Origin of the sequence: Pseudomonas sp. W22_MBD1_FP4 (assembly GCF_052113765.1) — a bacterium.
Lineage (GTDB): Bacteria > Pseudomonadota > Gammaproteobacteria > Pseudomonadales > Pseudomonadaceae > Aquipseudomonas > Aquipseudomonas sivasensis.
In genome coordinates, this window is the sequence record NZ_JBGQOI010000007.1 from 151,226 (window position 1) to 164,957 (window position 13,732).

At 61.2% G+C, this 13,732-nt stretch carries 16 protein-coding genes; 6 read left to right on the top strand and 10 right to left on the bottom strand.

What is annotated here, in order from left to right; translation table 11 throughout:
* Positions 1–125: 125 nt before the first annotated feature.
* From ACEN2T_RS11705 to ACEN2T_RS11725, 5 genes are all read right to left on the bottom strand, one after another.
* Positions 126–1,457: a deoxyguanosinetriphosphate triphosphohydrolase gene (locus ACEN2T_RS11705; protein ID WP_032889071.1), complete on the bottom strand. Its 1,332-nt coding sequence runs from the start codon at positions 1,455–1,457 to the stop codon at positions 126–128.
* A 71-nt stretch (positions 1,458–1,528) separates the two neighbouring features.
* Positions 1,529–2,692, bottom strand: a complete 1,164-nt coding sequence (locus ACEN2T_RS11710) for an EAL domain-containing protein (protein WP_095184234.1) — start codon at positions 2,690–2,692, stop codon at positions 1,529–1,531.
* 95 nt (positions 2,693–2,787) lie between these two features.
* Positions 2,788–3,129 carry a hypothetical protein gene (locus ACEN2T_RS11715; protein ID WP_032889075.1) on the bottom strand — a complete coding sequence of 114 codons (342 nt, stop codon included), beginning with the start codon at positions 3,127–3,129 and terminating at the stop codon, positions 2,788–2,790.
* A complete protein-coding gene (locus tag ACEN2T_RS11720; protein WP_442116779.1) occupies positions 3,126–3,515 on the bottom strand; it encodes a phage holin family protein in 390 nt (129 codons plus the stop codon). Before ACEN2T_RS11720 ends, ACEN2T_RS11715 begins: the two co-directional genes overlap by 4 nt.
* A 4-nt stretch (positions 3,516–3,519) precedes the next feature.
* Positions 3,520–3,834 (bottom strand): DUF883 family protein, encoded by a 315-nt coding sequence (locus tag ACEN2T_RS11725; protein ID WP_032889079.1) that lies wholly within the window; start codon positions 3,832–3,834, stop codon positions 3,520–3,522.
* 346 nt (positions 3,835–4,180) lie between these two features.
* Here ACEN2T_RS11725 and ACEN2T_RS11730 point away from each other — a divergent pair, with 346 nt between their 5' ends.
* Entirely contained in the window at positions 4,181–5,389 is a 1,209-nt protein-coding gene (locus tag ACEN2T_RS11730; RefSeq protein WP_442116780.1) for an ammonium transporter, read from the top strand.
* Here the strand turns inward: ACEN2T_RS11730 and ACEN2T_RS11735 are convergent.
* Positions 5,380–7,101: a cation:proton antiporter gene (locus ACEN2T_RS11735; RefSeq protein ID WP_032889081.1), complete on the bottom strand. Its 1,722-nt coding sequence runs from the start codon at positions 7,099–7,101 to the stop codon at positions 5,380–5,382. The two genes, ACEN2T_RS11730 and ACEN2T_RS11735, sit on opposite strands and share 10 nt — an antisense overlap.
* 147 nt (positions 7,102–7,248) lie before the next feature.
* On the opposite strand from ACEN2T_RS11735, the gene ACEN2T_RS11740 reads away from it, so the two are divergent.
* The 3 genes from ACEN2T_RS11740 to ACEN2T_RS11750 all read left to right on the top strand — a co-directional run bounded on the left by ACEN2T_RS11740 (position 7,249) and on the right by ACEN2T_RS11750 (position 8,859).
* Entirely contained in the window at positions 7,249–7,485 is a 237-nt protein-coding gene (locus ACEN2T_RS11740) for a glutaredoxin family protein (RefSeq protein ID WP_095184236.1), read from the top strand.
* A gap of 74 nt (positions 7,486–7,559) precedes the next feature.
* Positions 7,560–7,895, top strand: a complete 336-nt coding sequence (locus ACEN2T_RS11745) for a hypothetical protein (RefSeq protein WP_032889084.1) — start codon at positions 7,560–7,562, stop codon at positions 7,893–7,895.
* A gap of 73 nt (positions 7,896–7,968) precedes the next feature.
* Positions 7,969–8,859: a pseudouridine synthase gene (locus tag ACEN2T_RS11750; RefSeq protein WP_442116798.1), complete on the top strand. Its 891-nt coding sequence runs from the start codon at positions 7,969–7,971 to the stop codon at positions 8,857–8,859.
* A 55-nt stretch (positions 8,860–8,914) separates the two neighbouring features.
* Here ACEN2T_RS11750 and ACEN2T_RS11755 read toward each other — a convergent pair whose 3' ends face one another.
* Together ACEN2T_RS11755 and mobA are read right to left on the bottom strand one after the other, a co-directional pair.
* Positions 8,915–9,136: a YgdI/YgdR family lipoprotein gene (locus tag ACEN2T_RS11755; RefSeq protein ID WP_032889086.1), complete on the bottom strand. Its 222-nt coding sequence runs from the start codon at positions 9,134–9,136 to the stop codon at positions 8,915–8,917.
* Positions 9,137–9,216: 80 nt separating this feature from the next.
* Positions 9,217–9,819 (bottom strand): molybdenum cofactor guanylyltransferase MobA, encoded by a 603-nt coding sequence (mobA, locus tag ACEN2T_RS11760; protein ID WP_122680113.1) that lies wholly within the window; start codon positions 9,817–9,819, stop codon positions 9,217–9,219.
* A gap of 76 nt (positions 9,820–9,895) precedes the next feature.
* On the opposite strand from mobA, the gene moaB reads away from it, so the two are divergent.
* Both moaB and ACEN2T_RS11770 read left to right on the top strand, forming a co-directional pair.
* Entirely contained in the window at positions 9,896–10,435 is a 540-nt protein-coding gene (gene moaB / locus ACEN2T_RS11765; RefSeq protein ID WP_032889090.1) for a molybdenum cofactor biosynthesis protein B, read from the top strand.
* Positions 10,419–11,645 (top strand): molybdopterin molybdotransferase MoeA, encoded by a 1,227-nt coding sequence (locus ACEN2T_RS11770; protein ID WP_095184238.1) that lies wholly within the window; start codon positions 10,419–10,421, stop codon positions 11,643–11,645. The genes moaB and ACEN2T_RS11770 overlap by 17 nt, the downstream gene beginning before the upstream one ends.
* 129 nt (positions 11,646–11,774) lie before the next feature.
* Here the strand turns inward: ACEN2T_RS11770 and ACEN2T_RS11775 are convergent, their stop codons facing one another.
* Both ACEN2T_RS11775 and fliK read right to left on the bottom strand, forming a co-directional pair.
* Complete coding sequence (locus ACEN2T_RS11775; protein WP_032889094.1) at positions 11,775–12,104, bottom strand: EscU/YscU/HrcU family type III secretion system export apparatus switch protein; 330 nt, start codon at positions 12,102–12,104, stop codon at positions 11,775–11,777.
* Positions 12,101–13,678 (bottom strand): flagellar hook-length control protein FliK, encoded by a 1,578-nt coding sequence (fliK, locus tag ACEN2T_RS11780; protein WP_122680111.1) that lies wholly within the window; start codon positions 13,676–13,678, stop codon positions 12,101–12,103. Before fliK ends, ACEN2T_RS11775 begins: the two co-directional genes overlap by 4 nt.
* Between the last annotated feature and the right edge of the window lie 54 nt (positions 13,679–13,732).

Consider the following 13,732-nt stretch of genomic DNA (forward strand, 5'->3'; position numbering starts at 1 on the left):
TGTTCGCCAGATTTGCCCGGAGCGTGAGCGATTATTCCTCGGGAGTTTGTGCGAATTCGATCAGGCCGCTCTGTTCCCGTCGTAGGGCGATTCTCTTCAGGGAACAAGCAACTTGATAAATGGCGTTACTGAGGGCTCGAACGCCCGGTCATTTCCCGCGCCATCTCGGTGGCATAGCTGTCGGTCATGCCAGCGATAAAGTCGATCATGCGCAGGAACGAGGCGTGCAACGGCCAAGCCGGGTTCGGTGCATTGTTACCCAGCAGGTCGAGAATACGCCGGTTCTTGAAGGAGGGCGTTCGTCCGCCATGCTGCTCCAATGCCGCGCCGCAAAAAGCGTTCAGCAGTATTTCCAACGTGGTATAGGCGCCAATTTCATGCAAGGTCTTGCGTTTGTCCTGGAAGATTTTCTTGCGCGCCATGTCTTTGGCATCCAGCACGCAGCGTTTGGCCGGCCCGTGCATATGCTCCACCAAGTCGCCGGGCAGGGTGCCGGCCAGCAAGGCATCCTGCTGTTCGACGAAGGCTCGCGCCGCCGCGTTGGTCAAATGCTCAATGGCTTTGCCGCGCAGGATCGCCAGCTTGCGTCTGCGCGAGTCCTGAGATCCCAATTGCCGATAGGTCTGCGGCAGGTCGTCGCCTACCAGGTCGAGCAGCAGCGACTCGACTTCGGCGTATTCCAGCAACTCCATTTCCAGGCCGTCTTCCAGGTCGATCAGGGCATAGCAGATGTCATCTGCGGCTTCCATCAGATAGACCAATGGGTGACGGGCCCAGCGTTGTTCTTCCAGTTGCGGCAGACCGAGCTTGTGGGCGATCTGTTCGAGGATCGGCAGTTCGCTCTGGTAGCAGCCGAACTTGTGTTTCTTGTAGCCCAGGGCGTCCGCGTGGCGAGCGGTCCAGGGGTATTTCAGGTAGGTGCCCAGGGTCGCGTAGGTCAGTCGTGTACCGCCGTCGAACTGATGGTATTCAAGCTGGGTCAGTACCCGAAAGCCTTGGGCATTGCCTTCGAAATTGAGGAAGTCGTTGCGCTCGGCGCTGCTCATGTCGTCCAGCCAGCCACGCCCGGCGGCCTGTTGGAACCAGTGCCGGATGGCGTCTTCGCCCGAATGCCCGAACGGCGGGTTGCCGATGTCATGGGCCAGGCAGGCTGATTGCACCACCATGCCCAGATCACTCGGTTCGCACCAGTCGGGCAGTGCACTGCGCAGGGTTTCGCCGACGCGCATGCCGAGTGAGCGGCCCACGCAACTGACTTCCAGGGAGTGGGTCAGGCGGGTGTGGATATGGTCGTTGCTGGACACCGGGTGCACCTGGGTCTTGCGGCCCAGGCGGCGAAATGCGCCGGAGAAAATAATGCGGTCATGGTCTTTGTGAAAAGGGCTGCGGCCGAGTTCTTCCGGGCTGTGCAGGGGCTTTCCAAGCCGTTCGCGGGTAAGCAGGGTAGGCCAATCCAAGGCGGGTACTCTCCGTGCGGTGAATGACCCTCCCAGCTTCCCGGTTCCACCTTGGCGGGGCAAGCGAAAATCTACAACCCGGCGGCGTCGATATCAATTAACAGCAAGCGCTGACCGTTATCGAAGAATTGTCCGGCAGTGAGGCAATACTGGTTGGTGGTGGCGTCGCGATACGTCGACGACAAGGTCAGGCGCCGCTCGTCCCAACCTTCGGCCAGCAGGTGATAGAAATACGGGCGCCATGACCAGTTGTGGCCCAGGTAACGCGTGTCGGCCTGCCAGGCGTCCTGGCGCCATTCGAAGTTCGGCGTGAGTTGCGTGCCATGTCGGTCGCACTGATAAAAGCGCAGCAGCCATGGGAAATCCTGCAATTGTGGTAACTGGCTAAGCGGTGCCTGGCCCAGGGCCCAGCTTTGCAGGATTTTCATCAGCTCGGCCAACTGCTGGCGCAGGTCCATGATGCGTCCACGCTCTGCCAGCTTCTGCTGGACGTACGCTGCGCGCAGTTGGGCAAAGCGTGGCACGAAGGCGTCGGTGGCAAACCAATCCAGCTGTGCCTGAGCGAACAGATAGCCCTGTACATAGCGCGAGCCGCATTCCAGGGCAAAGCTCAGTTGCGCTTCAGTTTCCACGCCTTCGGCAATGATCCAACAGCCGGTTTTTTCCGCCATCTGCGCCAGCGCCCGCACGACGTCACTGCTTGGCCCGCCCTTGGCGGCTTCCTGGAAAAGGCGCATGTCCAACTTGAGGATATCCGGCTGCAACGCCAGCACCCGGTCAAGCTGGGAATAGCCGGCACCGAAGTCATCAATGGCAATACGCGCACCGGCCTCGCGATAACGCGCGACCACATCGGCCAGGCGCTGGATATCGCCACCCAGTTCGGTGATCTCGAACACAACGCGCTGCGGGTCAACGCCGTGGGCGTGGATTTGTTTCAAGCTCGGCAGGGCCTGGCCCGGACGCAACCGGTTGATCCAGCGGGGCGAGATGTTCAGGCTTAGAAACCAATCGTCGGGGGCTTCATGCAGGCGGCTCAAGGCATTGTCGCGGATCTGACGGTCGAGGCGTCGCAACGTCGTGCCTGGCGTGCGCGGGTCCGCGAACAATGGGCCCACAGACTGCAAGCTGCCGTCAGCCTGGCGCAGGCGACCCAAGGCCTCGACGCCGGCAATGCGTCCGGTGGCAGTGTCAATAAACGGCTGGAAGCAGGCGAGCGGTTGCCCGTCAATCACAGGACCTCCTTATGAGAGGTAGCGAAAAAAAGAGGCCCGGCCTTCAATGACGAAGGCCGGGCCGATTCTGTTTGCAAGAATGCAGCCAGCAGGGCTCATCCTTTTCGGGAAGTACCTGCCATCGCTAATTTGATCAGCGGGATCAAACCTGCGCCCAGCCGCACCAGCCGGGTCACGCTGCTGATACTGCCGCCCTTGGCACCCTTCCCGGTAAAGAAGCCCATCAGCGTCACTGCCGCCACGCCCCACAGCGGCGCGTGCTTGATGCCCAGGCTGTCCTGCCAGTTGTGGCGCATGTCGCGCACTTTGTGCAGCGGAGCCATCAATTGTTGGGACTCATGACGGATTTCCTGGCGGTGCATTTCCATGCGCAGACGGATCAGTGCCTTGCGCATTTCTCGACGGGATGTGTTGTGCGGGATCTCAGTCATGCTCATGGCAGCAGGCGCTCCCGATCATTGGCCAGCTCTTCAAGCGTGGCGTGGAAGGGCGTGGACTCATCGAAAACTGCTGCTTTCAAGCGCACCCCGCAGAACGCGGCGGCCAGGCTGTAGAACAAGCAGAGGCAGATGATCCCGGTGAGACGGTAGCCAGTGTCCCAGACCAGGATCATCACCAGCGTCGACAACCCGACCAGCAACAACAGGGCAAACACCAAGGCCAAGCCGGCAAACAGCAGCAGGCTGACGGTGTGTGCTTTCTGCTCCTGCAATTCGATGCCGAACAGTTCGACGTGGCTGTGCAGCAAGCCTAGAACGGCCGCGCCCAGGCGTCTTGAGGTAGAACTTGCGCCCGTGGCCGAGCCGCTTTCGCCGATAGACATAATGTTAGCGCCTTGTAGCCAATAGGCCGATCAGAAAGCCCACGCCAGCGGCAATACCCACCGACTGCCAGGGGTTGGCCTGTACGTAGTCTTCAGTAGCGGTGACCGCAGCTTGGCCGCGCTCGCGCAGGGAGTCTTCGGTCAGTTGCAGGGTTTCACGGGCCTTGAGCAAGCTTTCATGAATCTTGCTGCGCAGCTCGTCGGCCTGATCACCCGCCAGGATCGCGGTGTCATCCAGTAGTTTTTCGGTATCACTGACCAGGGTTTGAAAATCCGCCATCAGTATCTCTTGGGCTGTCTGTGCTGTTTTTCTGGCCATGGTTATCTCCGTGATTGGCTGATCGGTACGTGTGGTTTCGAGTCACCGGCGTCGGTGAAGGTTCACTGCAATTGCGTGGTACAGCTTTTGCTTTGCCTTGGTGCGCATGCACGGGTGCCTGCGCTGAATCTGGGCGGTAAGGCCTCAAGCCATCAAAAACCTTACCTTAAATAACTGAAACTCGCGGAAAAACCCTGTCGGCAACAGCCTGTTGTGTTGATCGCTGCGCTAAAGCGGTTCACGCCCTGTGAAGAGGGGCGGTACCGGCGGTGCCAATTTAGTGCGCGCAACCGTGGCTTGAACCGCTTTGGTGCTTTTTGCCTTTAATGCAGGCCTGCCAACCTTCATGGAAAATTTGCAAAGTGCGGTGGACACTCTGGTCCACAGTTCAAACACCCTGTTTATCCTGATCGGCGCGGTCATGGTACTGGCGATGCACGCCGGCTTCGCATTCCTGGAAGTCGGCACCGTTCGCCAAAAAAATCAGGTCAACGCGCTGTCGAAGATCCTCAGCGACTTCGCCATCTCTACTTTGGCCTATTTCTTTATAGGCTATTGGATCTCCTACGGCGTGAGCTTCATGCAACCGGCGGCAGTGATCAGCGCGGACCATGGCTATGGCTTGGTGAAATTCTTCTTCCTGCTGACGTTTGCGGCAGCGATCCCCGCGATCATCTCCGGCGGCATTGCCGAGCGCGCGAAGTTTGCTCCGCAGTTGTGCGCTACTGCGTTGATCGTGGCGTTTATCTACCCGTTTTTCGAAGGCATGGTCTGGAATGGCAATTTCGGCCTGCAAGCCTGGTTGCTCGCCACCTTTGGCGCCAGCTTTCATGACTTCGCCGGTTCTGTCGTGGTGCACGCAATGGGCGGCTGGCTGGCGCTGGCGGCGGTGTTGCTGTTGGGCCCGCGTAACGGACGTTATCGGGAAGGACGCTTGGTCGCCTTTGCGCCATCGAGCATTCCGTTTCTGGCGCTGGGTTCTTGGATTCTCATCGTCGGCTGGTTCGGCTTTAACGTGATGAGCGCGCAAACCCTCAACGGCGTCAGTGGCCTGGTGGCGGTCAACTCGTTGATGGCGATGGTCGGCGGCACCGTTGCTGCGCTGGTGATCGGCCGTAATGACCCAGGCTTTCTGCATAACGGCCCGCTCGCCGGGCTGGTGGCGATCTGCGCCGGTTCCGACCTGATGCACCCGGTAGGCGCGCTGGTCACCGGTGTAGTCGCCGGTGGGCTGTTTGTCTGGTGCTTTATCGCCGCCCAGGATCGCTGGAAAATCGATGACGTGCTGGGCGTGTGGCCATTGCATGGCCTGTGCGGTGTGTGGGGTGGGGTTGCCTGCGGCATCTTTGGCCAGACCGCGCTGGGCGGCCTGGGTGGCGTGACCCTGGTCAGCCAGTTGATCGGCACCGGCCTCGGCGTGGCAGTCGCGTTCGGCGGCGGCCTGTTGGTGTATGGGGTGATCAAACGCGTCGGTGGCCTGCGCCTGAGTCAGGAGCAGGAGTATTACGGTGCGGACCTGTCGATCCACAAGATCGGCGCGGTCAGTCAGGATTGATCGTCGCTGTTCGGCGGCGTGAAAGAGCCGTGCAGCAGGCGATAGCGGTTGTGTCGCACTTCATCGACCCGCGCCTGTACCTGGTGGTCCGGAAGGCCCAGCAGGATCAGGGCGTGGGAGGCGAGCATCAGGCTCGACTCCAATAGTTCGGGCACCACTTCGCTGGCGCCCGCAGCTTTCAGTTCGGCCCACTGGCTGTCATCGCGAGTGCGCACCAGAATCGGCACCTCAGGGTTGATACGGCGCGCCTCTTTCAACACCACCAGGGCGACATCGCTGTTGTCCACGGCAATGACCACCAACCGCGCGCGTTCCAGGCCCACCGCACTGAGCAGGGCGCCGCGACGGCAGTCGCCGTAATGCACGCTGCTGTCCTCGGTGGCGGCTTCCTGTACCCGTTCCGGGTCGTCGTCCAGGGCGATAAAGGCTTGTTGTTCCCGCCGCAGAAAGCGCCCGATGGACTGCCCGACACGGCCGTAGCCACAGATCACTGCATGGCCGCGTAACTCAGCATTGAGCGCGGTGATTTCCTCCAGTTGCACTTGCTGGTTGGGTTTGCGGTGCAGGCGCAGGGCAATCGCCGGGGCGGCGCGCAACAGCAGTGGCGTCAGCAGCATCGAGCAGAATGTGGCGGCGAGCAGCAAGCCATTGAATTCATCCGGGATCAGCCGGCTTTGCTGCATTTGCGCCATCAACGCAAAACAGAACTCACCGCCCTGGGCGAGGGCCAAGCCGCTGCGCCAGGCGGTTTCGCTGTCGCTGCCCCGCAGCTTGACCAGCACCGCTACCACGCACCCCTTGATCAGCATCAGCGCGAGGGTCAGGCCGAGGATCAGCAGACTGTGGCTGATGAACAATTGCAGGTCGATCAACATGCCGATACTGACGAAAAACAGCCCCAGCAGGATGTCGCGAAACGGTCGGATATCCGCTTCGATCTGATGGCGGTAATGGCTTTCGCCCAGCAGCATGCCGGCCAGGAAGGCGCCGAGGGCCGGCGACAGACCGAGCAAATGGGTGAGCCAGGCGGTCAGCAACACGATCACCAGTGCAAGCAACACAAACAGCTCCGCCGAGTGGGACGCGGCGACTTCATGGAACAGGCGCGGCAACAACCAGCGACTGGCCAGCAGCAGGCCAACAAACAGCAACACGGTTTTACCCAGCGTCAGCGGCAGCGCCCAGTACCAGGCTTGATCGCTGCTGCCGGCAAACACGGGCACCAAGGTCAGTAGCAACACGGCTACCACGTCCTGGAACAGCAGCACGCCAATCGCGTTCTGGCCATGGCTGCTGAAAATTTCTCCGAGGCTGGTCAGCTCTTTGCTGACGATGGCCGTGGACGACAATGCCAAGCCCGCACCCAGCAGCAACGCGATGCCGGGCGCCACACCAAATGCCATCAACAAGCCTCCAAGCAGCGCACTGCACCCCAGCACCTGCAAACTGCCCAGGCCAAAGACCACGCGGCGCAGGGCGAGCATCTTTGTCAGGGAGAACTCCAGGCCCAGGGAAAACAACAGGAACACCACGCCAAGCTCGGCGAGGTCGGGAAGCTCTTCGCTGTCATTCACCCAGTCCAGCGCCGTAGGTCCCACGGCGAGGCCCACACACAGGTAGCCCAGAACGGGCGGCAGTTGCAGTCGGCGAAACAGCGCAATCACCACAAGGGATGAGGCCAAAATGATCAGCAGGTTGGCGAACACGAGCATCTCCGTTGCAGGGTGAGCGGGCAAAAAGCCGCGAGAATCGCTGAATCAGTTATACGTCATGCTGATCTGTGTCAGGGTTTATCGGCTCGCCACGGGTCTTACGCAAGCCTAGAATGTTGATCTGTTTTCTGATCAGGTCCTTTCGCCATGCTTCCTGAATGCCAGTTGTTCGGCACCCTGGGTTGCCATCTTTGTGAGATTGCCGAAGCCGAAATCATGCCGCTCGTCGAACACGGGCTGTTGGTGGAGCTGGTTGACATCACCGATCCCCAAGATCTCACCGACCTCTATGGGCTGCGGATTCCGGTGCTTCGACGGGTGGATACCGGCGCCGAATTGGACTGGCCCTTTGACGCTGAACAGGTCGTTGCCTTCCTGCGCTGACGTTTATGCGATGGCGGGTTTCCAATTATTACGTTACTGTATGTTTGTACAGCGATTGAATAGAGGGAACGCCCGTGGTGAATGTTGAACAACTGAAAAGCAGCGTCAATCGCATGTCCGCCGACGTCGTGCGCGACGCGGTGAACGAGCTGCGCCTCGATGGCTTGGTCACGGAAGGCAAGACGCCCTTTAACAAAGTGCATTTCAATACCTGCTTCGCGGAGATCGAAGCGTTGTTCCAGCGCGCCGGTTACCACAAGCAACTGGATGTGGTGGGTTATCAGGGCTTGCTCTACGCCTTGTACGATCCCGGTCGCTGGGAAGCGGTGGATGTGCTGCGTTGGCTCAAGGAATTCACCGAAGCGGCCAGTGCGTCGCCGATCCTGCGCACGCAATTAGCCAAAGCCTGAGATCCGCCCTAGGCTCAATCCCGCGTCGTGCGGGATAATGCCCATCGGTTTTTTCAAGGCTTCGAGCATCGGCATGTCCACTTCCGGTTTTTCCGCGTCCCAACACCAAGCCAGCACTCTCTACTTGCCGCCAGGCCCTTGGGCGACCGTGCTCGATTGCCTGTGCGAGCACTTCCCGGCGATCAGCCGTGAGCACTGGCTGGACCGCATCGCCCGCGGACGGGTATTGGATATCAACGGCAGCCCCATCAAGCTAGACCTCGCCTACAAGGAAGGTCTGTGCATTTACTACTTCCGTGAAGTGCCGAACGAAAAGGTGATCCCGGTGCAGGAAACCATCCTGTACGCCGACGAGCACTTGGTGGTGGCGGATAAACCGCATTTCCTGCCCGTGACCCCGGCCGGAGAGTACGTCGAGCAAACCCTGCTGCGCCGCCTGATTCGCCGCCTGGATAATCCGTCGCTGGTACCCCTGCACCGTATCGACCGGCACACCGCCGGGCTGGTGCTGTTCTCCGCCAACCCCGCCAGCCGCTCGGCCTATCAGCAATTGTTCCCCAAGCGCCAGATCGATAAATTCTACGAAGCCATTGCCCCGGCCTTACCTGGTTTGACGTTCCCGTTGGTGCACAAAAGTCGCCTTGTGGACGGCGAACCCTTCTTCCGCATGCAGGAAGGCGAGGGCGCCAGCAACACCGAAACGGCGGTGGAGGTGCGGGAAAAAAATGGTGATCTATGGCGCTACGGCCTGTTTCCCGTGACCGGTAAGAAGCACCAACTGCGCGTGCACATGACCGCGCTGGGGGCGAGCATCTGCAATGACCCGTTCTACCCGGACGTGCTCAAGGATGCCGTCGACGATTACGCCAACCCGCTCAAGCTGCTGGCCCAGGGCGTACGGTTTATCGACCCGGTCACCGGCGAAGAGCGTCGTTTTCGCAGCCAGATCACCCTCGATTGGTAACCCCCGGAAACGACAAGGCCCGCGCGAGGCGGGCCTTGTAGGCAAACGCTAAGACTTACAGGTCTTTAACGGTGCGGACCTGATCTTTATTGATACGGGTCTGCTTGCCGTCCAGTTGTTCGAACTCGTAGAAGCCCGAATCCTTATCGAATTTAGGGGTGTCGACGGCCTGGATTTCGCGACCGTCATTCAGGGTGATCACTGTCGGCGAGGCGCAACCGGCGAGGGTGGCGATGCCCAGTGCAAGCATGAGAGCGGCGATGGTCCGTTGAGTCATGGGTTTGTCTCCGAGAGAATACTTTTTAATTGCTGACCTTGAGACGCGTAAGGCGTCGCCAAAGTTCCTTGTGCGAAAGTTCATTCTGACACGTCAGAGCTCGGCTGTAACAGCTCCGGCGTATTAAGGTTGGCCAGCCGTGGGTCATCCGCCGGGCACTCCAGCCCCACGCCGCCCAATTGCAGGAATATCTTGCGCGGGCTTCGCTCGCCGGCTTGCCAGGCCTGTTCTACCTCGGTTTTGAGGTGTGTAGGGATGATGCAGATCAAGGGTTCCCAGAATTCGCCGTGGCGCACCATCACGGGCACCAATGGGTTTTGCCGCGCGGTCTTAAGCAGGTCGGTCAGTAGGATCGCGTCGATAGCCGGCACGTCGCACGGCAATATCAGCAGGTGCTCATGGCGCGCTGCGGCGAGCCCGGCGCGGATACCGGCGAGCGGGCCCGGAAAGTCCGGGCTGTCGTCGCTCACCAGCGTGTCGGCATAGGGCGCGTAGAGGTCCTGGTTGCGATTGCACGAGATGATCAGGTCATCCGTCAACGCTCGCACCAAGCGCTGCAGATGCGCGATCAATGGCTGGCCGCGCCATGCCAACAGACCTTTGTCCTGGCCGCCCATGCGCTGGCCGCGCCCGCCGGATAACAGCAAAATCGAGCAGGGAAGGGGCGAAGAATCTAACGACATAAAGGTTCCGCTGCGGCAGGTAAATAGGGGCCTGTGATATAACACCGGGCTGTTCCTCCGACAACCGGACCGTGCCATGAAAGCCAAGGCTGATGCGCCCTTCGTACCCCTGAATATCGCTGTATTGACCGTCAGCGACACCCGCACCCTGGACACCGACACCTCGGGCCAGGTTTTCGTCGACCGCCTCACCGCCGCCGGGCACAACCTGGCCGAGCGCGTACTGCTCAAGGACGACCTCTACAAGATCCGCGCCCAGGTTGCCCATTGGATTGCCGAAGACGTGGTGCAAGTGGTGCTGATCACCGGCGGCACCGGTTTCACCGGCCGTGACAGCACTCCCGAAGCCGTGAGCTGCCTTCTCGACAAGCAGGTCGACGGCTTTGGCGAACTGTTCCGCCAGATATCCGTGGCCGACATCGGCACCTCCACCGTGCAATCTCGTGCCCTGGCCGGCTTGGCCAATGGCACCCTGGTGTGCTGCCTGCCGGGTTCCACCAATGCGGTGCGCACGGGTTGGGACGGCATTCTTGCCGAGCAGTTGGACAACCGCCATCGCCCCTGCAACTTCGTCCCGCACCTGAAACAGGCCGCGCCTTGTGAATCCCGTGGGTAAGCCTGGCAAGACCGGCGCGCTGATGCCCGTGGAAGAGGCGCTGCAGCACCTGTTGGCGCTGGCCGAAGCTGCGCCGATCCGTGAGCCGCACGCCTTGCCCCTGGCCGAGTGTGATGGCCGGGTATTGGCGCAGGATCTGGTCTCCACCCTCGACCTGCCGCCGTGGCCGAACAGTGCCATGGACGGATACGCGCTGCGCCTGGCGGACTGGACCGGTGAGCCGCTGGTGGTGAGCCAGCGCATCTTTGCCGGTCAGGCGCCTGAACCTCTGGCCGCGGGCACTTGCGCGCGCATCTTCACCGGCGCACCGGTGCCGCAAGGCGCCGATTGCGTGGAGATGCAGGAAAATGCCGTGGTTCACGCCGATGAGCGCGTGAGCTTTACCGAGCCCCTGCACGCCGACCAGAACATCCGCCCTCAGGGCCAGGAAACCACGGTCGGTGAACTCGTTTTGTCAGCCGGAACGCGCTTGGGCCCGATTGAGCTGGGCCTGGCTGCGTCCCTCGGCTGTGATCGTCTGAATGTAGTGCGCTGCCCGCGCGTGGCCGTGCTGTCCACCGGCGACGAGTTGATCGAGCCCGGCTTGCCGCTGGGGCCCGGCCAGATCTACAACAGCAATCGTCGCGTGCTGTGCAGTTGGCTTTCACGCATGGGCTGTGAAGTGATCGACGCCGGGATCCTGCCGGATGACTTGGAACAGACCCGCACGCGATTGGCGGGCCTGGGCAGTGTCGACCTGATCCTGTCCACCGGTGGCGTGTCGGTAGGTGAAGCGGACTTCCTTGGCATCGCCCTGCGTGAAGAAGGCGAACTGGCCCTGTGGAAGCTCGCGATCAAACCTGGCAAGCCACTGACGGTCGGGCATTTCCGTGGCGTGCCGGTGATCGGCCTGCCGGGTAACCCGGCCTCGACCCTGGTGACTTTCGCACTGTTGGCGCGCCCCTACATCCTGCGTCGCCAAGGTGTGGCCGACGTGGAGCCGTTGCGGTTCGAAGTTCCGGTGGGATTCGTCTGGCCGAAACCGGGCAATCGTCGCGAGTATCTGCGTGGGCGCATCGAGCAGGGCAAGGCGATCATCTACCGTAACCAAAGCTCTGGCGTGCTGCGCAGCGCGGCGTGGGCGGAGGGGTTTGTGGAGGTGTTGGAAGGGACGACGCTGGCACTCGGTGATCGGGTTAATTTCATCCCGCTGAGCGAAGTCCTGAACTGAACACAAGTCCAAATGGGAGAGGGGGCTTGCCCCCGATAGCGGTGCTTCAGCCACACATCAGGTGACTGACACTCTGCCATCGGGGGCAAGCCCCCTCCCACATTTGGACCTTTGTGTGCCTGTGGCTATTCAGTAGTCGTCGCCACGCTCCGTGACGTCCCGCTCCACAGGCCGCGCATCCGGGTCATAGCCCACCGGGAACTTGCCCTTCAAGGTCCAGGCAAACGCAATGATTTCCGCGATGGTGCGGTACAACTCCTCCGGAATGCTGTCGCCCAGTTCCATGCGCGCCAGCAGCTTTACCAGCTCGGCGTTTTCATAGATCGGCACTTCATTTTCCCGCGCCAACTTGAGGATGGCTTCGGCCAGGGCATCGTCGCCCTTGGCGGTCAGGGTCGGCGCTTGCTGGCCGTCGTACTTGAGGGCAATCGCCTGGCGCGGTGGGTTGGAGTTCTTCATGCGGTTTCATCCACCCAGCGTTGCTCCAGTCCGGTTTTCGGCCCGCGTGGTGGCGTACCCAGGTGGCAATCGAGGTCGCCGACGTTGATGCCCGAAGTCACCAGCCGCTCGCGCAAGTTGCCCAAATGGCTTTCGATCAGGCTGGCGGTGAACGGGCGTGTTGCCCACAGTTGGCTCGACAGTTTGCCCTGGGTCAGTTGTGCCTGGACCTGCAACGGCCCCAGCGGCTCCATATCGAATGCCAGCTCGACGCGCCATAGCATTTGCTTGGGGTCTTTGCGGTCTTTGCGTTCGGGCTGGTCTTTGTCTGGCGCCGGTTCTTCGCGCTGGAACTTGACCTGCAACGGCACGATGTCCTGCAGCGTGCGCATAGGGATTTCCAACTGCCAGGTGGTTTGCAGGCGGCCATCGGCGGTGGTGCCGGTCTGTTCCAGACTCGACAGTTGGTGGCTCTGTAACCTGGAAATGGCCCCGGCTGCCAGACGCAGCAGGTTTTCCAGGTCGCCTTCGCCTTCAAGCTTCGCCATCAGCCGCTCGGGCAGTGGAAAGCTGACCGGTGCCTGCCGCGCGCTGACTTGGCCCAGCGTGTTCAGTGGGCTGCGCACAAAATTGGGCAATACCTGGGCCAGCGTGTTGGCCGCAAGAATGGCGTTGAGGTTGGTACTGGCGGGCAGGGCGGGCAATAAGTCCGCGACAAGGCGCAGCAGTGCGCCCTTCATGTCCAGTGGTGGTATTTGGGGATTCTGTCCTGCGAGTAATTTGGCCTCCAGAAAGGCGCCGCTGTTCTGAATCACTTGGGCCAGGACTTTGGGGTTACTGACCTGTGCCAGATCGGGCAGCGCCGCGAGCAAACGGTCGGCGGCGGCGCGCAGGTCGGCGGAGGTGCTATCGCCACGGGGCAGGTTTTGCAGGGCAGTGAACACCGCATCCAGGGAGCCCTGGCGACTTTGCTGGGTCGACAGTTGCTGGGTGACCGCCAATTGATCCTTGAGCCCGCTCAGCGGCACAAAATTCAAGGTCTGCGCGTTCTGCACCACGGCGCTGAGCAGGCTGCCTACGCGCAACGGCTGTGGGCTTTCCACCGTCAGTGTCGCGCCGGCCAGGGCGTTATTCAGCACCGTCACCAACGAACGATAGATCGCCGGTTGCGCCGTGCCCTGTGGCAGCATCTGAGTGGTCAGTACCTTGGCTTGCAACAACGTACCTTCCGGGACTTTGGCGGTATCGATGCGGGTGAGGGCGGCGACGTTGGCACTCAAAGCCTGTTGCAGGCTGAGGGTCAGATTGCCCGCTGGCGTCTGGCTCACCGCCACATTGCTGCCTAAGGGCAAGGGCTGCGCGCTGCTGGCCTGCACCAGCGTCTGGCGGCCGCCGTCCAAGGTCAGCTTGAGCAGCAACTGAAAGGCTTCACCGCCTTGTTTAAGGGCGATGACTTCGGCATTCGCGGTTTTCCCAGGGTCGATCAGTCCAATCTGCGGCTCCAGCAGTTTCAGCAGTGCCCCAGGCGCAGGCGCGGAGCTTTGCCCGGCTGCCGGGGTGGGAGGAAGCGTAGGAAGGTTGATCTCGCCGGTCATCGTGCGCATCGTCTCTGGGGAAATTGCCCTCTTTAGCGTAGGGCATCGCATGTA

Excerpts from the sequence above, each read along its gene's own strand:
- ACEN2T_RS11715 (WP_032889075.1), bottom strand. The coding sequence starts at position 3,129 with ATGAGCATGACTGAGATCCCGCACAACACATCCCGTCGAGAAATGCGC.
- ACEN2T_RS11720 (WP_442116779.1), bottom strand. The coding sequence starts at position 3,515 with ATGTCTATCGGCGAAAGCGGCTCGGCCACGGGCGCAAGTTCTACCTCA.
- ACEN2T_RS11725 (WP_032889079.1), bottom strand. The coding sequence starts at position 3,834 with ATGGCCAGAAAAACAGCACAGACAGCCCAAGAGATACTGATGGCGGAT.
- ACEN2T_RS11730 (WP_442116780.1), top strand. The coding sequence starts at position 4,181 with ATGGAAAATTTGCAAAGTGCGGTGGACACTCTGGTCCACAGTTCAAAC.
- ACEN2T_RS11735 (WP_032889081.1), bottom strand. The coding sequence starts at position 7,101 with ATGCTCGTGTTCGCCAACCTGCTGATCATTTTGGCCTCATCCCTTGTG.
- ACEN2T_RS11740 (WP_095184236.1), top strand. The coding sequence starts at position 7,249 with ATGCTTCCTGAATGCCAGTTGTTCGGCACCCTGGGTTGCCATCTTTGT.
- ACEN2T_RS11750 (WP_442116798.1), top strand. The coding sequence starts at position 7,969 with ATGTCCACTTCCGGTTTTTCCGCGTCCCAACACCAAGCCAGCACTCTC.
- ACEN2T_RS11755 (WP_032889086.1), bottom strand. The coding sequence starts at position 9,136 with ATGACTCAACGGACCATCGCCGCTCTCATGCTTGCACTGGGCATCGCC.
- mobA (WP_122680113.1), bottom strand. The coding sequence starts at position 9,819 with ATGTCGTTAGATTCTTCGCCCCTTCCCTGCTCGATTTTGCTGTTATCC.
- moaB (WP_032889090.1), top strand. The coding sequence starts at position 9,896 with ATGAAAGCCAAGGCTGATGCGCCCTTCGTACCCCTGAATATCGCTGTA.
- ACEN2T_RS11775 (WP_032889094.1), bottom strand. The coding sequence starts at position 12,104 with ATGAAGAACTCCAACCCACCGCGCCAGGCGATTGCCCTCAAGTACGAC.
- fliK (WP_122680111.1), bottom strand. The coding sequence starts at position 13,678 with ATGACCGGCGAGATCAACCTTCCTACGCTTCCTCCCACCCCGGCAGCC.